The organism is Lysobacter avium (genome assembly GCF_015209745.1).
Taxonomy (GTDB): domain Bacteria; phylum Pseudomonadota; class Gammaproteobacteria; order Xanthomonadales; family Xanthomonadaceae; genus Novilysobacter; species Novilysobacter avium.
The window spans coordinates 2,043,539-2,065,096 of sequence record NZ_CP063657.1; the positions used below are offsets into that span (position 1 = coordinate 2,043,539).

Genomic DNA, 21,558 nt, shown 5'->3' on the forward strand with positions numbered 1-21,558 from the left:
TCTGTACTGCGGCGTAGGGTTCAGTCGAGCCACTGCACGCCTCCCTGCGAGCGCTGGTCCTCAGTAGCGCAGCAGCGCCGAGCCCCAGGTAAAGCCGCCGCCGAAAGCCTCCAGCAACAGCAGCTGGCCGCGCTTCACCCGCCCGGACCGAACCGCCTCGTCGAGTGCGAGCGGCACCGAGCCGGACGACGTGTTGCCGTGCTTGTCGACGGTGACGATCACTCGCTCCATCGGCATGTCCAGCCGCCGCGCGGTGAGCTCGATGATGCGCAGGTTGGCCTGATGCGGGATCAGCCAGTCGATCTCGCTGCGGTCGATGCCGTTGGCTTCCAGGGTTTCCTCGACCACCGCATCCAGCGCCTTGACCGCGTGCTTGAACACGTCATTGCCGGTCATCATCACCTTGACGCCGGCGTTGTGCTCCTCGGGCTTGAAGCCCACCGAGACGCCCACCGGGTTGTACAGCAGCTCCTTCTTGCCGCCGTCGGCGTGCAGGTGGGTGCTGAGGATGCCCGCCTCCGAATCGGCTTTCAGCACCACCGCGCCGGCGCCATCGCCGAACAGCACGCAGGTGCCGCGGTCGGTCCAGTCGAGCATCCGGGTCAGGGTTTCCGCGCCGATCACCAGGGCGGTCTTGGCGGCGCCGGAACGGATGAAGTTGTCGGCAATCGAGAGGGCGTAGACGAAGCCCGAGCAGGCGGCGTTGACGTCGAAGGCCGGGCAACCGTTGGCGCCGAGGCGATGCTGGACCAGGCAGGCGGTGGACGGAAAGATGATGTCGGGCGTGGTCGTGCCGAGCACGATCAGGTCGATCTCGGACGCCTCCACCCCGGCCGCTTCCATCGCGCGCATCGCGGCGTGGTAGGACAGGTCGCTCGTGGTCTCCCCTTCCGCGGCGATATGCCGCTGGCGGATACCGGTGCGCGAGGCGATCCACTCATCGCTGGTGTCGACGATCCTGGACAGGTCGTCGTTGGTCAACACCCTTTCCGGCAGGTAGCTGCCGGTGCCCGCAATGCGGGAATAAATACGTTCAGTCATCACCACTCCGCGTTCGAAGCCTTCACGCGGAGAACCGCGCCCCAGCTAGCAGACCCGATTGACGGCGCAGGCGCAAGCGTGGGTCAGCCGGCGAGGCCGCATCACGCCCTTCAGCCTTGCGTATACGACAGACACAAAAATCGCCCCGGCGCCGGGTGGCGCCAGAGGCGATCGGCATGCCGGCGATCCGGCACGCGGTCACGAAGGACTTATTCTTCGTCGACGAAGCTGGTCTTGGTGTCCATGACCTTCTTGCCGCGGTAGTAGCCGTCAGCGGTCACGTGGTGACGGATATGGATCTCGCCGGTGGTCGGGTCGGTGGACAACTGCTTGGTGCCCAGCGAGTCGTGGCTGCGGCGCATGCCACGCTTGGAGGGGGAAACGCGGGACTTCTGGACAGCCATGGTCTTAACTCCAGGAAAAACTCAAAAATATGCAGGTTGATGGCCCGGAAACCGGGCCGGATCGCAGGAACAACCCGTAATTCTAACTCGGGTCGTCCGGTTTTTTCTTCAATGACGACAGCGCGGCGAAGGGATTGACGCGCTCCAGGTCGGCTTCGGGAATCGGCCAGTCGGCCTCCATCGCCTCGGTGCCCGGTTTCACCGGTACCACCGGGATGGCGAGGATCAATTCGTCCTCCACCAGATCCAGCGCGGACAACATGCCGTCTGCTGGCATCAACAACGGTTCGTACCCTTCCGGCAGTGCCGCTTCATCGGCTTCCTGACGGATCAGACCGAGTCGCTGCACGACGTCGACCGGAAACAGGAAGCGGGTCAAGGTGCGCTGGCACAACAAGGGCAGTTCGGCTTTCGCATGCAGCTCCGCGTACGGTACCTGCAGCTCGTCGCTGCCGAAATCCAGCGTGTAGGCGACTTCGCCGTCGGTGTCGACAAGGCTTCCTGCCAGCCGCGGCAGCGACGCCAGAGGCGCGCGCCCTTCAAGCCCGCGTCGCGCCGAAACCATGCGCCACGCATCCAGCAACTCGGGCACAGGCGGTTTGGTTGAGTCAGCGGACATAAGCCGGACGATGGTAGGGATACCACGGGGGAGTGTCAAATCACGCCGGCGCAGAGCAGTGTATGCCTGAACCCGGTTACCCCGCGAGCGCGCCCGGCTGCGCGATCCTCGTTTGCCCGCCGGTTTGCCCGTCGAGAGCACTGCGGGGCAGACTGGACGTTCATCCGACTGGCCCGCTGCCCGTGAATCCACTCCTGTTTCCGGTCGTCATCGCCGCGGCGCTGATCCTGCTTGTCGCCGTCCGGTATGGTCTGCGCCGCCGTCGCTATCGGGAAATGCAGCGGCTGCTCGACTCCGCCGACGCGCTGGAAGCGCGCCTGCGCGCAGCGCGTCGACAGATCGAGGCGGTCACCGGGGAAAGCGACGCCGATCCGGTGCATGAGGCGATGCGGGAAATGCTTCGCCAGCGACTGTGGCTGCGTGAGCAGGGCGCGCAGGCGCGGGTGGCGGAGATGCACAGCGTCCGCCTCTCGATCGACCAGGCGCGCGAGCGGATTGAACGCCAACTCGAACGGGTCGAGGAAGCGCACATGTTGGAGGTCTGAGCGTGGCGACACTGATCCTCGCCTCCGGCTCGCGCTATCGGGCGCAACTGCTTGAACGGCTGCGAGTGCCGTTCACCTTGGCGTCGCCCGAACTCGACGAGACGCCTTTGCCTGGCGAGTTCCCGGCGTCCCTGACCCGCCGGCTGGCCAACGCCAAGGCCGACGCGGTCGCGTCCCGCTTCCCCGGCGCCTGGGTACTGGGTTCCGACCAGGTCGCCGATATCGAAGGCCACATTCTTGGCAAACCCGGAGACCACGCAAGCGCCGTGCGTCAGCTCACCGCCATGTCCGGGCGGACCATCCACTTCCACACCAGCGTCTGCCTGCGCCACGATGACGGCCGCCGGCTGCAGTCACTGGACATCACGACGGTGCGCTTCCGGGCGCTTTCCGCCGATGAAATTGAACGCTACCTGCAGACCGAGCAGCCCTACGACTGCGCCGGCAGTTTCCAATGCGAGGGTCTGGGCATCAGCCTGTTCAAGGAGATCCAGTCGCGCGATCCGACCGCGCTGGTGGGCCTGCCGCTGATCGCCACCGCCGACCTGCTGCGCAACGCCGGTTTCGCGGTTCCCTGAGCCCGGCAAACGGGCAGACTGGCTCAGCGCACCTCGATCGGTTGCTCTGGCCACGCCTCCACGCTGCCGTCCGCGCCGTGCAGGCGCAGGCCCAGCCAGTGGCGACCCGTGGTGACATCCGCGCCCAGTTCCACCCGCCCGCTGAAGCCCACCCGCGGCTGGTTGGGATCGTTGCTGATGCGCCAGAACGCGGCGGTGCCGGGCTGGCTGGCGCCATAGGCGACATCCGCCACCGGCTTGCCGTCCAGGGTGACCTCGACCCGCGCCAGGCCCACGCCGTCCTTGAACGCCCAGCCTGCGATATCGAAGCTGCGTGCCACCCGCTGACCGCTGACGGGGCTGTCTATCCACGCCATCGCCGGGGCGGTGCAGTTGCCCGCGGTCGGCATGGACGAATCGAAGCGGAACAGCAGGAAGCGCTGGCGCCCGTGGTCCACGTTCACTACCCGCGGTGGCGGCAGCGGCCCCAGTTTCCCGCACAGGTGGTGATAACGCTCCAGCAGGTGTTTGTACTGGACATCGCTGGACGCGATCACCAGCAGCACCGGCGCGTCGGCCCAGGCCTGACCGAACTGCGCCGGCCACGATTCACGTGGCCCTGCTGCCAGGTTCCAGAGCTGCAACTGCGGCGCGCGGCCGTGCTTGATGTTCAAGGGATGGTCCAGCACGGGGATGCGCGGATCGCCCAGGGCGAACCCGAGCTCGGCGCCGATCTTGAAACTGCCCGCCACCAGGCGCGCGTCCGGACCCATCTGCCCGCGCTCCAGGCGCACGGCATCGGCCAGCTCGTCCCAGCCGGCGAAGTTGGACGGGTACCACTTCTCCGCCGCCGCGCGCGCGCGCAGGTCCGGCACCGACACCGCGACGTAATAGCCCATCACCATCACCAGGCCGAGGCCGGCGGTCAGCCAGGTCAGGCCACGCAACCAGCGCGGCCACGCGGCCAGGACCGCGGGCAGCAGCGGCAGCAGCGCCAGATAGCCGGGCAGCGGCCAGTGGAAGCTGACCCGCTCGGTGTCAGCGAAGAACCCCAGCGAAAAGAAACCGAGCACCAGCAGACCGCCGAGCAGCGCGAAATAACGCGATGCGGGTAGCGCCCCCCGATAGCCCCGCCAACCCGCTGCCAGCAGCGCGGCAAACAACAGCGGGGTGACCATCAGTGCCTGGATGACGACAAAAAGAATGCCGTCCCAGTGGAACGCCCACGGGTGCCGGTCCACCAGCTGGAAGCGCAGCCCGGCATCGGCGTTTCCCAGGTTCCAGGCCACCAGTGGCGCCCAGGCCGCGGCGCCAATGGCGATCGCAGTCCACACGCGGGGGTCACGCAGCGCCTTGCGACCGTCGCGTACCAGCAACAAAGCCAACAGACCGACGCCGATCACGGCGATAAAGCGGTAGTGGCTCAATGCGCCGATCGTCAGGCCCAGCGCGAGCTCAAGGGAGGCTCCGGCGCTGACCTGCCGCAGCAACCGCGCGCCGGCGTCGATGCACAGCACCGTGGCCAGCGCCATCGCTGCATCCGGCAGCGCCAACAGGCCCAGCGTCCCCGCCAGTGGCAACAGCAGCGCGAAACTGCCTGCCTGCCAGCCGTGCACCGGCCCGTACTCACGCGCGGTGACCCGCGCCACCAGCCAGGGCACCGCGGCGGCAATCATCAGGAACGGCAGACGCAGCCCCAGCTCCGTATTGCCGCCCAGGCTGACGCCCAGGCGGGCTAGCCACGCCGTCAGGCCCGGCAGGTCGGAATAGGCGGGTGCCAGATGCTGGCCTTCCAGCCAGTAAAAAGTCTCGTCGACGAACAGCGGCAGGCGCGCGGCAACCAGCAGCTTGACCGCCAGCACCGCGATGAACAGCACCAGGAACCAGCGGTACGCGGAACGCTCGGCCGGCAGCGGTTGCAGGTAATCGGCCGCGGCGGACTGACGATGATCGACAGCGGGGGTTTCGCGCATCAACAGGGGTCCTAGTTACACTCGGGGAACTACTTGCAGCCGGCCGGCAACAGCCGCCAACGCGCCTGCAGACGACATGGGACGATTTCTGGAGAACACGATGGCGGTATCAACACCGACGCCGGGCCACGAGGCCGCAGTGTCGAAGCCGGGCATGCTACCTGAGCATCTGCGTAAATCCCTTGACGCCGCACAAACGCAGGTCAACCGCCTGGTGCTGGGCAAGTCGCGCGAGGTGCGCCTGTCCTTCGTCGCCCTGCTCGCCGACGGTCACCTGCTGATCGAGGACCTGCCGGGTCTGGGCAAGACCACCCTCGCCCACGCCATGGCCGCGACCCTGGGGTTGGACTTCCAGCGCGTGCAGTTCACCTCCGACCTGCTGCCGGCGGACATCGTCGGCGTGTCGATTTTCGATCCGGCGACGCGCAACTTCGAGTTCCACCCCGGCCCGGTGTTCACCCAGGTGCTGCTGGCCGACGAGATCAACCGCGCACCGCCGCGCACCCAGAGCGCCCTGCTGGAGGCGATGGCCGAGCAACAGGTGACCGTCGATGGGACCACCCATGCCCTGCCGGCGCCCTTTTTCGTCATCGCGACCCAGAATCCGACCGACCTGTCGGGCACCTATCCACTGCCGGACTCGCAACTGGACCGCTTCCTGATGCGCCTCGCGCTGGGCTATCCCGGCCATGAGGCCGAACGCGAGTTGCTGGCCGGGCGGGATCGCCGGGACCTGATCGCTGCCGTGACGCCGGTCCTGTCGCGCGACGACGTGTTGGCGCTGCGCGACGCGGTCAACCGGGTGCACGCCAGCGAAGCGCTGATCGATTACGTGCAGGCACTGCTGGCCCGCAGCCGCAGCCATCCGGGCGTGCGCGTCGGACTTTCGCCACGGGCCGGCCTGGCCCTGCTGCGTGCGGCCAGGGCGTACGCGCTCCTGCTGGGCCGCGACCATGTGCGACCCGAGGACGTCCAAGCCCTTTTTTCCGCAGTCGCGGCGCACCGGCTGGTCGCCGACGCCGAGGCCGGCAGTGACGCGGCGCTGGCCAAGGCGATCCTGCACGCCGTCGCGGTGGACTGAGCAGCGGTGGCGGGAGAAGCCGCGCCACGGGCGCCGATCGAGCCAGTGCCAATCGAGGGCGGAATCCGCAAGCGGGTGTACGGCTGGGCCTTGACCTTCACCAGACCGCGCGATCCCGAACCGCTGCCGGTCACCTTCGACCGGCGTCGGGTCTACGTGCTTCCCACCCGGTTCGGCCTGTTCTATGCCGTCCTCGTCGCGACGATGTTGCTGGGCGGCTTGAACTACAACAACAATCCTGCGCTGCTGCTGGCACTGCTGCTCGGCGGCACCGGCCTGGCGAGCCTGGTCGCCGCGCAGCTGCAGCTCAGCGGACTGGCGGTGACCGCGATCGATGCCGAACCCGTGCCTGCCGGCCAGATGATGCTGCTGCACGTGCATGCGAAGGCCGTTGACGGGCGGGTACGGCGCGGCCTCCAGGTCGCGTTGGATCCGGATTACGAGGACCCGGCTTTGCTGGACCTCCAGCCCGGCAATGGTCAGGCGCAGTTGTTGATCCCGACGTCGCAGCGCGGCTGGCTGGAGCTGCCGCGGCTGCGGATCGCTACCTGCCATCCGCTCGGCCTCGCCCGGGCGTGGTCGCACGTCTGGCCACAGACTCCGATGCTGGTGTACCCGCGCCCGGAGACCGACGGCCCGCCCCTGCCCGAGGGCTCCGGTGAGGACGCCAAGGCGCGTCTACACCCCAGCGGAGAGGATCCCCACCACCTGCGCGGCTACCGCCATGGCGACTCGCGGCGGTCCATCGCGTGGAAGCCATCGGCGCGCCACGAATCCCTGCTGGTGCGCGAATACCAGCAGCCGGCCGGGGCCGATATCGTGCTGGAATGGCACAGCCTTGGCGGCCTGCCGCACGAGACACGGATCAGCCGCCTGGCCCGCTGGGTCGACGAGGCCGAACGCGACGGCCGCCGTTACCGCCTCACGCTGCCTGCGCAGCCCGCCATCGGCCCTTCGCAGAGCCCCGGCCACCGTCACGACTGCCTGCGCGCACTGGCGCTGATGCCCGATGGCTGAGCGCAAACCCGTTGTGGCGCTTGATCCGCACAGCCGACGCTGGACCATGGCAGCTGCCGCGGCCTGCGTATTGCCGCTGCTGCTGCAATTGCCGTCGCCGCTGGGCCTGCTGATCGGTGGCAGTGCGGTCGCCGTCGCCGCGCTCTCGTGGCGCAAGCCGCTGCACGCCCTGGTGCGCCTGCTGCTCACCTTGGCCCTGCTGGCCGCCGTCATCGCGCTGTCGGGCTCGCATTTCGGCCGCGATACCGGGTGCGCGATCCTCGCCGCGATGCTGGCGATGAAGCCGGCCGAAACCCGGGGGGTCCGCGACGCGCGAAGCCTGCTCGGCTTCGCCCTGTTCGCTCCATTCGCCACCTTCCTCCTCGACCAGGGGCCGTTGAGCCTGTTGTTGGGACTGGCGGGCGTTGCCTTGGCCCTGATGGCGCTGCTGCGCCTGACCGACATCGAGTCCGGTATCCGTGACGCCACCAAGACCCGCGCTCGTTTCGGCGCGGTGACTAGACTGGTGTTGCTGGGTTTGCCGCTGGCTTTGGCCGCATTCTGGCTGTTCCCGCGGCTTGCGACCCCGCTGTGGGGCGTTCCGGAGCGCACGCTGGCACGAACCGGCCTGTCCGACGAGATGTCCCCGGGCGACTGGATCGACCTGATGGCCGACGACACCCCGGCACTGCGGGTGCGATTTTTCGGCACCACCCCGCCCACCTCGCAGATGTACTGGCGCGGACCGGTCCTGTCCGACTTCGACGGCCGCACGTGGACCCGCAGCCGGCGGTCCACCGGACTGCCCCCGGCCGCCGTGACCCGCGCCAACGTCCTGTGGGACTACCAGGTCGAAATCGAGCCGACCGAGCGCCGCCAGATGGTCGCGCTTGAACTCCCCATCGAGGCACCCGGCGATAGCCGGCTGGGCCATGACCATGAGCTGTTCTCCCCGCTCCCGCTGAGTTCGCTGACGCGCTGGCGGATGCAGTCGTCCCCGCCAGAGACCTTCGAGGCGGATCTTGCCGGCCCGCTGCAGCAGGCGTCGCTTGCGCTGCCGGCGGGTTCCAACCCGCGCACCCAGGCGCTCGCTGCGCGCTGGCGCAGCGACGCTGGCGATGACGACGCGGCGATTGTCCGCCGCGCCATGCAGTGGATCCGGAGCGAATTCGCCTACACCCTGAGCACGCCGCTGGCCGGGCGCCACGCCGCCGACGAGTTCCTGTTCGACCAGCAGGAAGGTTTCTGCGAGCACTTCAGCTCGGCCTTCGTGATCCTGATGCGGGCCGCGGGCATTCCCGCGCGCGTGGTCACCGGCTATGTCGGCGGCTACCGCAACCCGATCGGCGACTACTGGCTGGTGCGGCGCTCCGATGCGCACGCCTGGGCCGAGGTCTGGCTCGAAGGCCGCGGCTGGGTCCGGGTCGACCCGACCGCCGCGGTCGCGCCCGAGCGCATCTACGACACGCTGGATGACCGCCGCCCGGGGGCCGACAGCCTGCTCGGACGCATGCTGGGCGGGGACGCCAGCCGCCTGTTCAACGCCACCGACTGGCTGCGGCAAAGCTGGAACCAGCTGGTGCTGGGCTTCGATGCCGAGCGCCAGTCGCGAATGCTGCGGCCGCTGGGGATCGAGCGCCTGGATGGCGTCCGCCTGGGTTTGCTGTTCGGTCTGGCGGCCGTGTCGGCGCTGCTGTGGATGGCATGGCTGTCGCGGCGGGCGGAACGCCAGCGCGACCCGGTGCTGCGCGCGTGGCACGCACTGGAACGGCGTTACCGCCGCATCGGCCTGGGACGCGAACCCGATGAGCCGGCAACGATGTGGGCGAAGCGGGTTGCCCAAGCAGACATGGGATCGGCAGACGACCTCCTTCGGCTCAGCCAGCGTTTCAGCAGTTGGCGCTACGCTGGACGTGACGACGACAGCGCACGGGCGTCGCGGCAGTTGATACTGTCCCTGCGTCGCCACCGGCCGTCACCGCCCCATGCCGCTTCACCCGGAAACGGAGAACACCGATGAAGATCCGTCACGCCATGCTCGTCCTCGCGACGCTGCTGCTGGCCGCCTGCGCCAGCCAGCCCAAGCCGCTGCAGGGGGATTTCGCCCAGATCACGCCCCACGATGCCAACAGCGTCGACCGCACCGGCGCCCTGGTGCGTTGGGGTGGCCGTATCGTGAAGGTCGAGCCGCAGCCCAACCGCACCTGCTTCGAGATGATTTCCACCCGCCTGAATGTCTACGGCCGGCCCTACTGGGCGACCGATGACGTCGGTGGCCGGTTCATCGCCTGCCGCGACGGCTTCTACGATCCGGCGCTGTTCCAGACCAACCGCGAGGTGACCTTCACCGGCCGCATCGACGGCTACGAGAACCGGCGCATCGGTGAGTACGATTACCGTTTCCCCCGGGTTGCCGCCGACGTGATCTACCTGTGGCCGATCCAGGAGCGCGTCGACGTCATCACGCGACCGGCGCCGTGGCCGTGGTGGGGCTACTGGTAGGTCGCAGCGGTCGGTTCAGCCCGGCACGCCAAAACGCCCCAGCGGCGCGCCGGCCAGCAGGTGCAGGTGGATCTGATACACCGTCTGGCCGCCGTGGTCGTTGCAGTTCATCACCACCCGGTAGCCGTCCTCGGCCAGGCCTTCCCGCCGCGCGTAGTCCGCAGCCGCGATGACCAACCGACCGACCACCGCCGCCTGATCCGGGGTGAGGTCGTCCAGACGCGGAATCGGCGTCTTGGGCACGAACAGCACGTGCACCGGCGCCTGCGGGGCGATGTCACGGAACGCGATGAGGTGCTCGTCCTCGAAGACGATGTCCGCGGGTATCTCGCGGCGGATGATCTTGCCGAAGATGGTCTCGTCAGTCATGCCACTACTCCATTGGGTCCGGATGAACGTCCAGATGAACGTCCAGGTCAATCGGCCGGTCGCTCAGGACATCTCGCTGCGACTGCCAAAAGCATGGGAAAGCGTACCGCGGTCGACATATTCCAGCTCGCCACCGAGCGGAACCCCATGGGTCGGGCGACTCGGGCGCACCTTGTACTGGCGTGCCAGCTGGCCCAGGTAATGCGCGGTGGCCTCGCCTTCCACCGTGGGGTTGGTCGCCACGATCAGCTCGGACACCTCGCCCTCGGCCAGGCGTGATGCCAGCCGGTCCAGGCCCAGCTCGGCGGGGCCGATGCCATCCAGCGGGCTGAGCCGGCCCTGCAACACGTAATAGAGGCCGCGGTAACCGGTGGCCTGCTCGATCGCCAGGCGGTCGGCGGGGGACTCGACCACGCACAGCTGGTGGACGTCGCGGCTCGCACTCGAGCAGGTCGGGCACACCGGGGTTTCGCTGAAGTCGCGGCAGCGCTCGCAGTTGCCGATCCGCTCCACCGCGGCGGCCAGGGCGTCCGCGAGTCGCTGGCCCCCGGCGCGCTCGCGCTCGAGCACGTGGTAGGCCATCCGCTGGGCCGACTTCTGACCCACGCCGGGCAACACCCGGAACGCCTCGATCAGCTGCTCGAGCAGCGGCGAGCTCATCGTGGAACGCGCACTGGGCGTTTACGTGGGCGAAGCACGATCAGAACGGCAGCTTCATGCCCGGCGGCAGCTGCATGCCGGCGGTCGCCGAACCCATGCGCTCCTGCGACGCCGCATTGACCTTGTTGACGGCGTCGTTGATCGCCGCGGCGATCAGGTCCTCGGCCATCTCCGGATCGGACAGGGCCTGCGGGTCGATGCGCACCTTGCGGCACTCCATGCGGCCGGTCAGGGTCACGCTGACCATGCCACCACCGGCGTTACCGATGACCTCGATGTTGGCCAGCTCTTCCTGCGCGCGCTGCATTTCTTCCTGCATCTTCTGCGCTTGCTGCATCAGTTGGGCAATATTTCCACGCATATCGTCTACTCGTCCAAGTGGGTGAATGATGTTCGGCAGACCAGAGATGAAGGCAGCACGCTCGGCTCTCAAGGGCCGCCTTCCAGGTCTGCGCTCGGTGCCGCACGGCCCGTTGCCGCTGATCAGGCGTCGCCGCGGGGCCGGATCGAATCGGCCACCACCGTGGCGCCGCCGGCGATCAGCGCACGCACCTGCGGATCGGACATGAAGCTGTCCACGGCGGCACTCCTGCGCGCATCGCGGGCCTTGTCGTTGCGCTCGCGCAGTGACACGCCGCCAACGGTGCTCGCTTCGAAGCGGATTTCCGGATCGCCTCCCAGGGAGGTGGCCAGCGCCTTGACGATCTGCGCCACCAGAACGGGCTTGTTGAGCAGCTCGTCTTGCGGCGACAGACCCAGGCGCACCACGCGCCCCTCGCAGGCGATGAAACCCACGTGCTCGGCGAGCACGCGCGCCGGTCCCTTCAGCGGACTGGCCACCACCCAGGCGTGCCAGGCGTCGGCATCGGCGATGACGGCTCCTGCAGGCACTTCATCGGATGCAGCGTGCGGGGCTGGGTGTGGCTCGCTGACCGATGCTGTCGGCTCGGGCGCAGTCGTCGCAACGGCGACGGCCTCCGACTCGTCCTCCAGGCTGAAGAACGGGGCTTGCTCGCGCTCGTCGTGGTGGTAGGACTCCGGGCTCCGTCCGGCGGCTTTCGTGGTTTCGGGGCGCGCTTCGGCAGGCATATCGGCAATGCCCGTATCAGCGGGAGGGCGCGCACGCGTTGGCGTTGGCGCAGGACGGGGTGTGGCCGGCAGCAGCGACTCGGGCGCGGAGGCCGAGGCTGAGGCAGGCCCCGATGCGGAACCGGCTCCGGCAATGCCGCCCGCGGTCACACCAGTGCCGCCACTCGCCGGACCACTGCGGGCCGACTCCGGCCCCGAGGGACGGAACGCCAGCATGCGCAGCACGCTCATCTCGAAGCCGGCGCGCTGGCTGGGCGCCAGCGAGAGGTCGCGACGGCCATTGATCGCCATCTGGTACCACAGCTGGACCAGCTCGGCAGGCACCTTCGCGGCCAAGGTATCGATGGCCACGCCGTCGACCTCGATGCTTGCCCCGGGCACCAGCTGGCGCACCTGGATGCGGTGCAGGGCATCGCTCAGCGCTTCCAGAACGCCGGCCCAGTCGGGCGAGAACTCCGCCAGCGCGGCGACCTCCGCCATCAGCGCGGCGCCATCACCGGACGCCAACGCGTCCAGCAACGCGCCCACTCGGGTCTGGTCGACCGTACCCAGCATCGTGGCGACCGCCGCGTCGGTGAGCTGGCCACCGGTGTAGGCGATCGCCTGGTCCAGCAGCGACAGGCCGTCGCGCAGGCTGCCGTCGGCCGCGCGGCTGATCTGGCGCACCGCGCCGGGTTCGACCGCGATGCCCTCGGCCTGGAGGATCTTCTCCACCTGGCCGCCGATCTGCTCCTCGTCCAGGCGCTTGAGGTTGAACTGCAGGCAGCGCGACAGCACCGTTACCGGCAGCTTCTGCGGGTCGGTGGTGGCGAGCAGGAACTTCACGTGACCGGGCGGCTCCTCCAGCGTTTTCAGCAGCGCGTTGAACGCCGACTTCGAGAGCATGTGCACTTCGTCGATCAGGTAGACCTTCACCCGGCCGCGCGAGGGCATGTACTGCGCGTTGTCGATCAAATCGCGCACATCATCCACGCCGGTGTTGGACGCGGCGTCGATTTCCAGCAGGTCGATGAACCGGCCCGCGTCGATGTCGCGGCACGAATTGCACTCACCGCAGGGATCGGCCGACGTGCCCTGCTCGCAGTTGAGCGACTTGGCGAAGATCCGCGCGATCGTGGTCTTGCCCACGCCGCGGGTGCCGGAAAACAGGAACGCGTGATGCACCCGGCCGCTGTCGAGCGCGTTGGTCAGGGCGCGGACCACGTGCTCCTGCCCGACCAGTTCGGCGAAGCGCTTGGGTCGCCACTTGCGGGCGAGGACGAGATAGGACATCGATAACCTTGGGCAAGTCCGGCAGGGAACGCCCGCGCCCCGGAATCGGTCGGCACGGACGCAGCGCCACCATTGTGCCACGCCGCCCCGGGCTCCCATCCCGGATCAAGCTCCGGGCCCTCGCGGCCAGAGAAGGATTTGACTTGTCCCCTTGCCCGCGCGGCGCTAGACTTTGCGGCTTCGTTGCGTTCCGGCCGGATTGGCGTCGCGACGGGGATCTGAAGCGTTTCAGATGCGGAGAGGTGTCCGAGTGGTTGAAGGAGCACGCCTGGAAAGTGTGTAAGCGTCTAAACCGCGCTTCGGGGGTTCGAATCCCCCTCTCTCCGCCAGATGTTGCAGTTGTCCATGGTGGCCCCGTCGGCCCCTCGCGACGCTAGGTCGAAAACTCCGCCAGGGCCGGAAGGCAGCAACGGTATTGACTGATGCGGGCGCCGAGGCAAGTTGGCGGGGCTGCCACCTTTTCGGCTGCCGGATGTGCAGCTCAGGCGACGTCGACCTGCATTGCGGTCGTCGGCTTCAGCGCCACCAGCTCTCCCTGCCGGCCAATCCGGTAACCGCGCCCTTCCAGCGCTTCGCCCTCTTGGGCACTGCCGTAGTGGTACAGCAGGCAGCGCTCCAGCAGCTGCGGCGGGTATTCCCGCTCCAGATCGTCGATGCCGCTGTGGGAAGGGTTGCCGTGCAAGGCGCAGTCGTGGGCGATCAGTTCCCCCGCATCGGCCATCCTGGCGAGCATTTCCGGGATCGGCCGCGTATCCCCCGTCCACACCAGGCTTCCATGCAGGCGCAGTCCGAACGCGGTATCGGGCCAGTGATGGCGGACGGGAAAGACCTCCACACGCACGCCCTGGTGCCAGAACGACTCGCCCACCGGAATCACCTGGAAGGCATCCCAGAAGTTCGCCCCACCCTCGGCCAGGGGATTGGGGTAATCACCCACCCGCTGATGCAGCAACGGCACCAGTTTGGCCGGCACGTACAGCCGGATCCGCCCGCGCAGGGAGTGGTTGAAGTAGGCCTCCACGAACAGCCGCTCGAAACCGGCGACGTGGTCCAGGTGCGTGTGGGTGATGAACAACGCCTGCGGCGCTTGCCCGTAGTGGTCCAGGAATGCGGTCAGGCCCTCGCCGCCGCAGTCGATCGTCAGCCAGGGCTGGCCATGGCGCTCGATGGTCGCCATGGCCGAGCCCAGCTCGACCGCCGAGGCGTTGCCGACCCCCTGCAGGCGCAGATCCCAGGCCACGTCAGTAGCCCCGTTCCCAGACATTGTCATAGGCCCGGCGCAGGCGCTCGAAATCGCGCTCCACATCGGCCACGTCGCGATTGCCGCGCACCTTGAGCAGCGAGCGCTTTAGCCTTGCCAGGTTGCGCTCGCGCCAGCCCGTGGCCGGGATGACGATGCGGCCGCGGTCCAGATCGATCACCCAGCCGCGGCCACGCGAATCGAACATCAGGTTGTGCGCATTGAGGTCGGCGTGGTCGAGGCCGGCACGGTGCGCTCGCGCGACCAGCCGGCCCGCTTCCTCCCACGGCGCACCATCGCCGGCGACGATCGCGCGGTCCGCCAGCGTCCGCACGTCCGGCAGGCGCTCGATCAGGATCGCGCAGCGGTAGAACAGGCCCTCGCGGCGATACATGGCCGCGATCGGCGGCGGCACCGGCACCCCGCGCTCGATCATCGCCCGCGAGAGGCGGAACTCGGCAAAACTGCGCGTGCTCATGGCGCCGCGCCAGACATAGCGGTCGCGGCTCAGATTGGCCACCAGCCCGCCGCGCAGGTAGCGTCGCAGGACGGCCTGGCCGAAAGGCGCATCCACGAACCACGCGCCGCCGCGGCCGCCGCTTTCCACCGGTCGCGCCTGATGCTGCCACCAGGTCGGAGTAAACCACGCCGGCTCGGCTTGCCGTACCCGCTTGGTGTCGAACAGAATCGCCCCATAGCCGCTGCCTTCGCGGAATGGCGTCAATCCTTCGGCAGAGTCGAACCCCGTCATTCCCCGGAGTCTAGCAATTAGCATGCCCCCTGCACCCGCTTCGATCTGCCTGCTGCGCCTGTCCGCGCTGGGCGATGTCACCCACGTGGTCCCGCTGGTGCGCACGCTGCAGGCGGCATGGCCGGAAACGCCGCTGAACTGGATCATCGGCAAGGCCGAGCAGCGCCTGCTGGAAGGCCTGCCCGGGGTGGAGTTCATCGAGTACGACAAGAAGTCCGGATTCGCCGGCATGCGTGCGCTGCGCCGGCGGTTGAACGCTCGCGCCGGCGGTAAATTTGACGTGTTGCTGCAGATGCAGGTCGCCGCGCGCGCGAACCTGCTCTCGGCGGTGGTTCCGGCCCGCACCCGGGTCGGCTATGACCGCGCCCGATCACGCGACGGCCATGGTTTGTTCGTCAACCAGCGCATCCCGGCGCGCCAGGGCATGCACGTGCTGGATGCGATCGGCAGTTTCTGCGAGCCGCTGGGCCTGCGCCAGGAGCAGGTCCGCTGGGATCTGCCGGTTCCGGCCGACGCACGCGACTGGGCCCGCGCCCAGTGGGAGACAGACGATGTCCGCACGCTGATGATCTCACCCTGCTCCAGCCACGTCCTGCGCAACTGGCATGCCGAGCGCTACGCAGCCGTCGCCGACCACGCGATCGAGCGCGGCTGGCGGGTGGTCCTGTGCGGCGGCCGCAGCGAGTTGGAGCGGCAGACCACCGACGCCATCGTGCAGTCAATGCGCGGCAGCGCGCTCGACCTGGTCGGCAAGGACACGCTGAAGCAGTTGCCCGCGCTGCTGGAGCGGGCCGACCTGCTGATGAGCCCGGATTCGGGGCCGATGCACATCGCCAACGCGATGGGAACCAAGGTGCTCGGCCTGCATGCGGCCAGCAATCCGGCTCGCAGCGGACCCTACAGCGATCGTCGCTACTGCGTGGACCGCTATGACGACGCCGCGCGCCGCTACCGTGGCAAGCCGGCCGCCGAATTGCGCTGGGGTACCAAGATCGAGCAGCCGGGGGTGATGGACCTCGTGACCGTCGATGATGCGATCGCGGCCTTCGAGCGCTTTGTCAGCGACACGGCCGGCTGAGCTGCAACCTGCCTTCGTTGAAGGCAGCTCAAGCCGGGCCGCCAGCGCTTACCCGGGGTCGGCGCTGCGGTAGTCCTGGTAGGACTTTTCCTCGACATAGCTGGAGCCCAGGGCAAGGTTGATCTCGCGCTTGAGGCGGGCACGCTCATCGTTCTCGAAATAGACGCTGCGGGCGAGGCGGATGAACTCCGCATCGAACTCGCCGGCCTTTTCCTTGAGCCGGATATCGTCCTCAATCACCCAGAGCCGCTCGTTGACCGCCTTCAGCTCGCCGCGCAACTTGACCACGTCCTTGCCGGCTGCGGGGTGCTCCATCCAGGTCTTCTGCAGCGCGCCCAGTTCCTTGTGGATGTTCTCCAGCTTGGCCGCGTCGGTCATGCGCTCGGACTTGATGGACAGGATGGCGATCTTGTCGAGCAGTTCTCCAAAGGAGACGGGAACGAGGATTTCGGACATGGGACACCCGCTGGGAGGAAAGCGCACAGTCTACCGCCAGCACGGTGACCGACGGCGCCGCACGACGCTTGTACGGTGCCCGTGGCCGCCGTATCATTGCGCCCCCACGACCCCGGTCTTGATGTCGGCGGTTCACCGGAGAGGTGGCAGAGTGGTTGAATGTACCTGACTCGAAATCAGGCAGGCGTTTATAGCGCCTCGGGGGTTCGAATCCCCCCCTCTCCGCCATATTTGCATTCTGCAACGGCTGCCTTCGCAGCCCTTTGCCATGCCGGTTCCTTGCGCGCCCGTGTCCGTATGCACACGCGTGCAACGTTAACGTATGTGAAGACTCCTCCGACTACGTCATCGGCCTGATCCCCTCATGATCGAATTTGGACACCTGACCCACGTCGGCCTGCGTCGCGAACTCAATGAGGACAGCTATTACGGCGACAGCGTGCTGGGCCTGTGGTTGGTTGCTGATGGGATGGGGGGGCACGACTACGGGGAAGTCGCAAGTGCGCTGGCGCGCGAAACCATCGCCCGGGAGACCCGTGACGGCACGCCGCTGGTGGATGCGATCCGCATCGCCGACGAGGAGATCATCCGGACCTCGCGCCAGCGCCGCGATGCGCTGCCGATGGGCACCACCGTGGTTGCCGCCCGGGTCAACGGCAACCGCTTCGAGGTGGCATGGGTCGGCGACAGCCGGGTGTATCTGTGGCGCGACGAGCAACTGGTTCAGCTGTCCAGGGACCACAGCTACGTGCAGGAACTGATCGCCAGCGGCGCGATCACCCGCGAGCAGGCGCGCAGCCATCCGCACCGCAACGTGGTCACCCAGGCGCTTGGCGTGACCGACCCGCGCAACCTGAACGTGGCCACCGTCGCCGGCGAGATGCTGCCGGGCATGCAACTGCTGCTATGCAGCGACGGGCTGACCGAGGAAGTGGAGGACGAGCAGATCGCCAAGGTGCTGGCCCTGCGCGACCGCAGCGCCCAGGAATGCGTCGACACCCTGATCGCGGCGGCGTTGGACGGCGGCGGCTCGGACAACGTCACCGCGGTGCTGATCCGCAGCCACTGAGTCCGCGCAGGCGCTAGCCTCCCGCCAACTCCACCACCTCGTCCCACACCGCGTGGCCCGCCATGCTGCGCAGCGTTTCCAGGCGCGCTTCATGCGCCGCGAGTTCCGCGGCGAGGACCACTACCCGCGGTCGGTGCAGGCGGACGTCGGCGGTGTAGGAAGCCTTCGATTCCTCTCCCGCCGCAGGCCCCGGCGCGGCAAAGCCTATTTCCTCCTGACCGGAGGTCAGGGCGATGTAGACCTCGGCCAGCAGTTGGGCGTCCAGCAGGGCGCCGTGCAGCTGCCGGTGCGCGTTGTCCACGCCCAGCCGCCGGCACAAGGCATCCAGCGAATTGCGCTGGCCGGGGAAACGATGCCGGGCGAGCAGCAGCGAATCCTCGATGCGGCAGCGATCGGCCAGGCAGCCGTACTGCGCGCCCGCCAGACGCAGCTCATTGTCCAGAAACCCGACGTCGAAGGCGGCGTTGTGGATCACCAGTTCCGCTCCGGCGATGAATTCGAGGAATTCCTCCACCACGTCGGTGAAGACCGGTTTGTCGGCGAGGAACTCCAGGGTCAGGCCCGTGACTTCCTGCGCACCCGGCTCGAATGCGCAATCGGGTTTCAGGTACTGGTGATACGTGCGACCGGTAGGCCGGCGCTCGACGAACTCCACGCAGCCGATCTCCACCACGCGGTTGCCCCGCTCCCAGCTCAGGCCGGTGGTTTCCGTATCCAGGACGACCTGCCGCATCGCCATCAGACCCGCTGCGCCGAGGCGCCCTGTTTGAACCGGATGGCTTCATCGCGGGCGAGCACATCGACGCGCTCGTTGTCGGGATCGCCGGAGTGGCCCTTGACCCAGCGCCAGTCGATCCGGTGGTTCTTCGTGGCCAGGTCCAGGCGTTCCCACAGGTCACGGTTCTTCACCGGCGCGCCGCCCGCCGTCTTCCAGCCGCGGCGCACCCAGTTCGCCATCCACGTGGTGATGCCCTGGCGGACGTACTGCGAGTCCGTGTGCAGGGTCACCGCGCAGCTTTCCTTGAGCGCCTCCAATGCGCAGATCGTCGCCATCAGCTCCATGCGGTTGTTGGTGGTGTCGGCCTCTCCGCCCACCAGTTCGCGCTCGCGGCCCTTGCAGCGCAGCAGCGCTGCCCAGCCGCCGGGGCCGGGATTGCCCAGGCAGGAGCCGTCGGTGTGGATCTCGACCATCGTGGGTGTTCTGTTCGCGCCGGTGTCTTCAGTCATCGCGCCATTATCCCCGACCGTGCGCGTCCGGTCTCGTTCCGGCCTGCCCCTCGGGCGCCGGGTGCGGCCACGGATGCGGCCACCGAGCGACCTGCCATCGCAACTGCCGCACCCCTGTCGGCGGAATCAGCCCCTGCACCTGCTTGCCGGCGCTCAGCGCGAGCGCGCTGCGGAAGCGGTCGGAAAAGCCGATACCCGAACCCTCGACGCGTGGCTGCCATCGGGGACCCACCCATTGCACGCGGGTGGCGGCCGAAGAGAATCCCGCGCGCCCCAGCGCCGACTGCCATGCGCCGGCACCCGTCGCCCGCAGGCCCACCCCGGTCCAGCGCAGGCGATACGGACTCCAGGGATTCAGCGTCGCCAGCCACAGCCTGCCGCCAGGCGCCAACAACCGCGCGCACTCGTCCAACAATGCCTGCGTTTCGTGCCCATCGTCCAAGGCGTGCTGCAGGAAAATCACGCCAAAGCACTCGCTGGCGAAAGGCAATGGCAGGCGACAGCGCAGATCGCCGCAGAATCCGCCCCCATCGCGGTACAGGCGAACGCCCCGCGCTGTGTCTGGCGCCTTGGCCGCGGGCGCTCCGATCCACAGCCATGGCAGCGCAGGACACATCGCCATGACCCGCCCCAGGGCGTCTTCTTCGCTGGCCAGAACGGCGCTTCCGGCGGATCCGCGGAACCAGTCGAGGCCGGTGTCTGGCGACGTTCCGGGTTGACTGTGGTAGGTGAACGCGGGCATGGTCGCGGGTTGTCGCCCTGTCGGATGCGGAGTAATCCCCCGATTCTGCTGCAAGCCGCCGACAATCCCAAGGAGTCCCCGCATGCAGTTGCAGGCCCTGAATGCATTCAGTGACAACTACATCTGGTGCGCCACCGGTGAGGATGGATCAGCATTGGTGGTCGATCCCGGGCAGGCGCGCCCCGTACTGGAGGCAGCCAGTGCCGGCCTGCGCCCGAGCGCCATCCTGCTCACGCACCACCACAATGACCATGTTGGCGGCGTAGCGGAGCTGCTGCAGCGCTGGCCCGACCTGCGCGTCTTCGCCCCCGACGACGCACGCATTACCACCACCACCGATGTCGTGGGAGACGGCGCGCGCATCAGTGCGGCGGGATTCGAGCTGGAAGTCATCGCCGTTCCGGGTCATACATCCAGCCATGTGGCGTACTTCCACGATGCCCCTGAGGGAGGCTCGCTGTTTAGCGGGGACACCCTGTTCAGCCTGGGTTGCGGGCGACTTTTCGAAGGTAGTCCGTTGCAGATGCACCAGTCGCTGTCCCGACTGGCCGTCCTGCCCGCCTCCACCCGGCTGTATTGCGGGCACGAGTACACCCTGTCCAACGCAGCCTTCGCGCGCGTGGTCGAGCCCGAAAATGCCGCGCTTGCGCGCCGCACCCAGGAAGCAAAACACATGCGTGACAATGCCCGTCCCACCCTGCCCACGACGCTGGAAAGCGAACTGGCCTGCAATCCATTCCTGCGTTGCGGCCAGCCGGCGGTAAAGGCCGCAGTCGCCGCGCGCCTCGGCCGCGCCCCACTCGACGAGGTCGAGGTATTTGCCGAGCTTCGGCGGTGGAAAGACGGGTTCAGCGAATGAGTGCGCGGAACCGGCCGCAGGCGCGACGCTCCCTTGCGCGCCGTCTTGCGGTGTTGAGCGTAGCGGTGCTGATGGCGCTTCCGGTGGCTGCGCTGGCTGACGCTGACGTGGAAAACTCTCCGGCAGCCGCCGCCATCACCGTCCCAGCACCTCCATCGACTGCCGCCGCGGTCGAGGCCCCGCCGCCGGTCCCACGCCGTGGCCTGGAGATCTACCGCCAGTTCCAGCAGGGCCGCGCCGATCAGGAGTGCAGCAGCGATGTCAGTCCACGCTGGAGCAAGCACTTTTCAGCCGCGCCCAAGCGCCTGGCCACCCCCAGCGACGACACCCTGCTGCTGTTCGGCTATGTGCTTGACGCGGTCCGCGCGGCGCATCTGCCCAGCGAATACGCCTTGATTCCCTTCGTGGAGAGCGGTTACCGCCCCGACGCGCGCAGTCCGTCCGGCCCGGTCGGCATGTGGCAGATGATCGAGCGCACGGCGCGCAACCACAAGGTGCCGATGCGCAACGGCTACGACGGCCGCCTGTCGCCGGTGGATTCCACCCGCGCCGCGGTGCGGTACCTGAAGACCCTGCACGGCATGTTCGCCGGCGACTGGCGGCTGGCCGCGATGGCCTACAACGCCGGCGAATACCGGATCCTGGGCGCGCTCAAGAGCGGCGGGCAGCAGGCGCGCAACGCCGACCCGGCCAGCCTGGCCGGCGTTCCGGCAACCACGCAGGCATACGTACGCAAACTGCAGGCGCTCTCGTGCGTCCTGGGCGATGCCAGGCAGCAGGAGTCGTGGGTCAAGGCGATGGACCGTCCTGCGCCGCGCCTGCAAGCAGTGACACTGGACGGGCAGACCCGCCGGATCACCGATTGGGCTGACCGTCACGGTCAGGATCCGGCGCGCGTCGGCCGGCTGAACCCGGTCTTCGGCGGCGGCCAGATCGGTGCGAGCGGCGATACTCCATTGCGGCTGCTGGCACCGGAACTGGGCATCAATTAGGCGCCGACCGCGCGGGTACAATACCCCGGTTGCCCG

General features: G+C 68.1%; 24 protein-coding genes, 2 tRNA genes and 1 other RNA gene. 13 read left to right on the forward strand and 14 right to left on the reverse strand.

Going from position 1 to position 21,558, the window contains the following annotated elements; all coding sequences use genetic code 11:
• Positions 1–60: 60 nt before the first annotated feature.
• The 3 genes from INQ42_RS09180 to INQ42_RS09190 all read right to left on the reverse strand — a co-directional run bounded on the left by INQ42_RS09180 (position 61) and on the right by INQ42_RS09190 (position 2,064).
• The gene (locus INQ42_RS09180; protein ID WP_193984023.1) at positions 61–1,041 is read right to left on the reverse strand and encodes a beta-ketoacyl-ACP synthase III; all 981 of its coding nucleotides are present in this window, start codon (positions 1,039–1,041) and stop codon (positions 61–63) included.
• A 209-nt stretch (positions 1,042–1,250) separates the two neighbouring features.
• Positions 1,251–1,445: a 50S ribosomal protein L32 gene (rpmF, locus tag INQ42_RS09185; RefSeq protein ID WP_043957651.1), complete on the reverse strand. Its 195-nt coding sequence runs from the start codon at positions 1,443–1,445 to the stop codon at positions 1,251–1,253.
• Positions 1,446–1,527: 82 nt separating this feature from the next.
• A complete protein-coding gene (locus INQ42_RS09190; RefSeq protein WP_194034007.1) occupies positions 1,528–2,064 on the reverse strand; it encodes a YceD family protein in 537 nt (178 codons plus the stop codon).
• A gap of 182 nt (positions 2,065–2,246) precedes the next feature.
• Here INQ42_RS09190 and INQ42_RS09195 point away from each other — a divergent pair, with 182 nt between their 5' ends.
• Positions 2,247–2,609 (forward strand): hypothetical protein, encoded by a 363-nt coding sequence (locus INQ42_RS09195; protein ID WP_194034008.1) that lies wholly within the window; start codon positions 2,247–2,249, stop codon positions 2,607–2,609.
• A gap of 2 nt (positions 2,610–2,611) precedes the next feature.
• Complete coding sequence (locus INQ42_RS09200; protein WP_194034009.1) at positions 2,612–3,187, forward strand: Maf family protein; 576 nt, start codon at positions 2,612–2,614, stop codon at positions 3,185–3,187.
• 23 nt (positions 3,188–3,210) lie between these two features.
• Here the strand turns inward: INQ42_RS09200 and INQ42_RS09205 are convergent, their stop codons facing one another.
• Positions 3,211–5,079 carry a glycosyltransferase family 39 protein gene (locus INQ42_RS09205; protein WP_407070809.1) on the reverse strand — a complete coding sequence of 623 codons (1,869 nt, stop codon included), beginning with the start codon at positions 5,077–5,079 and terminating at the stop codon, positions 3,211–3,213.
• Between the two features lie 214 nt (positions 5,080–5,293).
• On the opposite strand from INQ42_RS09205, the gene INQ42_RS09210 reads away from it, so the two are divergent.
• The 4 genes from INQ42_RS09210 (at position 5,294) to INQ42_RS09225 (ending at position 9,718) form a co-directional block, all read left to right on the forward strand.
• Positions 5,294–6,220 (forward strand): AAA family ATPase, encoded by a 927-nt coding sequence (locus INQ42_RS09210; protein ID WP_194035839.1) that lies wholly within the window; start codon positions 5,294–5,296, stop codon positions 6,218–6,220.
• A 63-nt stretch (positions 6,221–6,283) separates the two neighbouring features.
• The gene (locus INQ42_RS09215) at positions 6,284–7,237 is read left to right on the forward strand and encodes a DUF58 domain-containing protein (protein WP_194035840.1); all 954 of its coding nucleotides are present in this window, start codon (positions 6,284–6,286) and stop codon (positions 7,235–7,237) included.
• Positions 7,230–9,236: a transglutaminase TgpA family protein gene (locus tag INQ42_RS09220; RefSeq protein WP_194034011.1), complete on the forward strand. Its 2,007-nt coding sequence runs from the start codon at positions 7,230–7,232 to the stop codon at positions 9,234–9,236. Before INQ42_RS09215 ends, INQ42_RS09220 begins: the two co-directional genes overlap by 8 nt.
• Entirely contained in the window at positions 9,233–9,718 is a 486-nt protein-coding gene (locus INQ42_RS09225) for a Slp family lipoprotein (protein ID WP_194034012.1), read from the forward strand. Before INQ42_RS09220 ends, INQ42_RS09225 begins: the two co-directional genes overlap by 4 nt.
• A gap of 15 nt (positions 9,719–9,733) precedes the next feature.
• Here the strand turns inward: INQ42_RS09225 and INQ42_RS09230 are convergent, their stop codons facing one another.
• From INQ42_RS09230 to dnaX, 4 genes are all read right to left on the reverse strand, one after another.
• Entirely contained in the window at positions 9,734–10,087 is a 354-nt protein-coding gene (locus tag INQ42_RS09230; protein WP_194034013.1) for a histidine triad nucleotide-binding protein, read from the reverse strand.
• Between the two features lie 63 nt (positions 10,088–10,150).
• Positions 10,151–10,747 (reverse strand): recombination mediator RecR, encoded by a 597-nt coding sequence (gene recR / locus INQ42_RS09235; RefSeq protein WP_194034014.1) that lies wholly within the window; start codon positions 10,745–10,747, stop codon positions 10,151–10,153.
• Positions 10,748–10,787: 40 nt separating this feature from the next.
• Entirely contained in the window at positions 10,788–11,108 is a 321-nt protein-coding gene (locus INQ42_RS09240) for a YbaB/EbfC family nucleoid-associated protein (protein ID WP_194034015.1), read from the reverse strand.
• Between the two features lie 122 nt (positions 11,109–11,230).
• A complete protein-coding gene (gene dnaX, locus INQ42_RS09245; protein ID WP_194034016.1) occupies positions 11,231–13,108 on the reverse strand; it encodes a DNA polymerase III subunit gamma/tau in 1,878 nt (625 codons plus the stop codon).
• Between the two features lie 236 nt (positions 13,109–13,344).
• On the opposite strand from dnaX, the gene INQ42_RS09250 reads away from it, so the two are divergent.
• Together INQ42_RS09250 and ffs are read left to right on the forward strand one after the other, a co-directional pair.
• Positions 13,345–13,437, forward strand: a tRNA-Ser gene (locus INQ42_RS09250).
• Between the two features lie 25 nt (positions 13,438–13,462).
• An RNA gene (ffs, locus tag INQ42_RS09255) (signal recognition particle sRNA small type) lies at positions 13,463–13,559 on the forward strand.
• A gap of 30 nt (positions 13,560–13,589) precedes the next feature.
• Here ffs and INQ42_RS09260 read toward each other — a convergent pair.
• Together INQ42_RS09260 and INQ42_RS09265 are read right to left on the reverse strand one after the other, a co-directional pair.
• Positions 13,590–14,348, reverse strand: coding sequence for an MBL fold metallo-hydrolase (locus tag INQ42_RS09260; protein ID WP_194034017.1), 759 nt, complete (start codon positions 14,346–14,348; stop codon positions 13,590–13,592).
• A gap of 1 nt (position 14,349) precedes the next feature.
• Entirely contained in the window at positions 14,350–15,099 is a 750-nt protein-coding gene (locus tag INQ42_RS09265) for a 3-deoxy-D-manno-octulosonic acid kinase (protein ID WP_194034018.1), read from the reverse strand.
• A gap of 22 nt (positions 15,100–15,121) precedes the next feature.
• Here INQ42_RS09265 and INQ42_RS09270 point away from each other — a divergent pair, with 22 nt between their 5' ends.
• Positions 15,122–16,177, forward strand: coding sequence for a glycosyltransferase family 9 protein (locus INQ42_RS09270; RefSeq protein ID WP_194034019.1), 1,056 nt, complete (start codon positions 15,122–15,124; stop codon positions 16,175–16,177).
• A gap of 48 nt (positions 16,178–16,225) precedes the next feature.
• Here INQ42_RS09270 and INQ42_RS09275 read toward each other — a convergent pair whose 3' ends face one another.
• Positions 16,226–16,633 (reverse strand): DUF6165 family protein, encoded by a 408-nt coding sequence (locus INQ42_RS09275; RefSeq protein WP_194034020.1) that lies wholly within the window; start codon positions 16,631–16,633, stop codon positions 16,226–16,228.
• A gap of 137 nt (positions 16,634–16,770) precedes the next feature.
• Here INQ42_RS09275 and INQ42_RS09280 point away from each other — a divergent pair.
• Positions 16,771–16,861, forward strand: a tRNA-Ser gene (locus tag INQ42_RS09280).
• Positions 16,862–16,997: 136 nt separating this feature from the next.
• On the forward strand, positions 16,998–17,702 hold the full coding sequence (locus INQ42_RS09285; protein WP_194034021.1) for a PP2C family protein-serine/threonine phosphatase: 705 nt from the start codon (positions 16,998–17,000) through the stop codon (positions 17,700–17,702).
• A gap of 13 nt (positions 17,703–17,715) precedes the next feature.
• On the opposite strand, the gene dnaQ is transcribed toward INQ42_RS09285, so the two are convergent.
• From dnaQ to INQ42_RS09300, 3 genes are read right to left on the reverse strand one after another with little or no spacing between them, the layout of a single operon-like run.
• A complete protein-coding gene (gene dnaQ / locus INQ42_RS09290) occupies positions 17,716–18,435 on the reverse strand; it encodes a DNA polymerase III subunit epsilon (RefSeq protein WP_194034022.1) in 720 nt (239 codons plus the stop codon).
• A 5-nt stretch (positions 18,436–18,440) separates the two neighbouring features.
• Positions 18,441–18,893: a ribonuclease HI gene (gene rnhA / locus INQ42_RS09295; RefSeq protein ID WP_194035841.1), complete on the reverse strand. Its 453-nt coding sequence runs from the start codon at positions 18,891–18,893 to the stop codon at positions 18,441–18,443.
• Between the two features lie 43 nt (positions 18,894–18,936).
• Complete coding sequence (locus INQ42_RS09300) at positions 18,937–19,671, reverse strand: methyltransferase domain-containing protein (protein ID WP_194034023.1); 735 nt, start codon at positions 19,669–19,671, stop codon at positions 18,937–18,939.
• An 82-nt stretch (positions 19,672–19,753) separates the two neighbouring features.
• Here INQ42_RS09300 and gloB point away from each other — a divergent pair, with 82 nt between their 5' ends.
• Both gloB and INQ42_RS09310 read left to right on the forward strand, forming a co-directional pair.
• Positions 19,754–20,530, forward strand: a complete 777-nt coding sequence (gene gloB / locus INQ42_RS09305; RefSeq protein ID WP_194034024.1) for a hydroxyacylglutathione hydrolase — start codon at positions 19,754–19,756, stop codon at positions 20,528–20,530.
• Positions 20,527–21,522: a lytic transglycosylase domain-containing protein gene (locus INQ42_RS09310; protein ID WP_194034025.1), complete on the forward strand. Its 996-nt coding sequence runs from the start codon at positions 20,527–20,529 to the stop codon at positions 21,520–21,522. The genes gloB and INQ42_RS09310 overlap by 4 nt, the downstream gene beginning before the upstream one ends.
• Positions 21,523–21,558 lie beyond the last annotated feature (36 nt).

Coding starts and splice junctions, on each gene's coding strand:
- INQ42_RS09300 (WP_194034023.1), bottom strand. CDS start 19,671: ATGCCCGCGTTCACCTACCACAGTCAACCCGGAACGTCGCCAGACACC.
- gloB (WP_194034024.1), top strand. CDS start 19,754: ATGCAGTTGCAGGCCCTGAATGCATTCAGTGACAACTACATCTGGTGC.
- INQ42_RS09225 (WP_194034012.1), top strand. CDS start 9,233: ATGAAGATCCGTCACGCCATGCTCGTCCTCGCGACGCTGCTGCTGGCC.
- INQ42_RS09180 (WP_193984023.1), bottom strand. CDS start 1,041: ATGACTGAACGTATTTATTCCCGCATTGCGGGCACCGGCAGCTACCTG.
- INQ42_RS09190 (WP_194034007.1), bottom strand. CDS start 2,064: ATGTCCGCTGACTCAACCAAACCGCCTGTGCCCGAGTTGCTGGATGCG.
- INQ42_RS09270 (WP_194034019.1), top strand. CDS start 15,122: ATGCCCCCTGCACCCGCTTCGATCTGCCTGCTGCGCCTGTCCGCGCTG.
- INQ42_RS09220 (WP_194034011.1), top strand. CDS start 7,230: ATGGCTGAGCGCAAACCCGTTGTGGCGCTTGATCCGCACAGCCGACGC.
- rnhA (WP_194035841.1), bottom strand. CDS start 18,893: ATGGTCGAGATCCACACCGACGGCTCCTGCCTGGGCAATCCCGGCCCC.
- INQ42_RS09230 (WP_194034013.1), bottom strand. CDS start 10,087: ATGACTGACGAGACCATCTTCGGCAAGATCATCCGCCGCGAGATACCC.
- recR (WP_194034014.1), bottom strand. CDS start 10,747: ATGAGCTCGCCGCTGCTCGAGCAGCTGATCGAGGCGTTCCGGGTGTTG.
- rpmF (WP_043957651.1), bottom strand. CDS start 1,445: ATGGCTGTCCAGAAGTCCCGCGTTTCCCCCTCCAAGCGTGGCATGCGC.
- INQ42_RS09240 (WP_194034015.1), bottom strand. CDS start 11,108: ATGCGTGGAAATATTGCCCAACTGATGCAGCAAGCGCAGAAGATGCAG.
- INQ42_RS09275 (WP_194034020.1), bottom strand. CDS start 16,633: ATGTCCGAAATCCTCGTTCCCGTCTCCTTTGGAGAACTGCTCGACAAG.
- dnaX (WP_194034016.1), bottom strand. CDS start 13,108: ATGTCCTATCTCGTCCTCGCCCGCAAGTGGCGACCCAAGCGCTTCGCC.
- INQ42_RS09265 (WP_194034018.1), bottom strand. CDS start 15,099: ATGACGGGGTTCGACTCTGCCGAAGGATTGACGCCATTCCGCGAAGGC.
- INQ42_RS09210 (WP_194035839.1), top strand. CDS start 5,294: ATGCTACCTGAGCATCTGCGTAAATCCCTTGACGCCGCACAAACGCAG.
- INQ42_RS09310 (WP_194034025.1), top strand. CDS start 20,527: ATGAGTGCGCGGAACCGGCCGCAGGCGCGACGCTCCCTTGCGCGCCGT.
- dnaQ (WP_194034022.1), bottom strand. CDS start 18,435: ATGCGGCAGGTCGTCCTGGATACGGAAACCACCGGCCTGAGCTGGGAG.
- INQ42_RS09285 (WP_194034021.1), top strand. CDS start 16,998: ATGATCGAATTTGGACACCTGACCCACGTCGGCCTGCGTCGCGAACTC.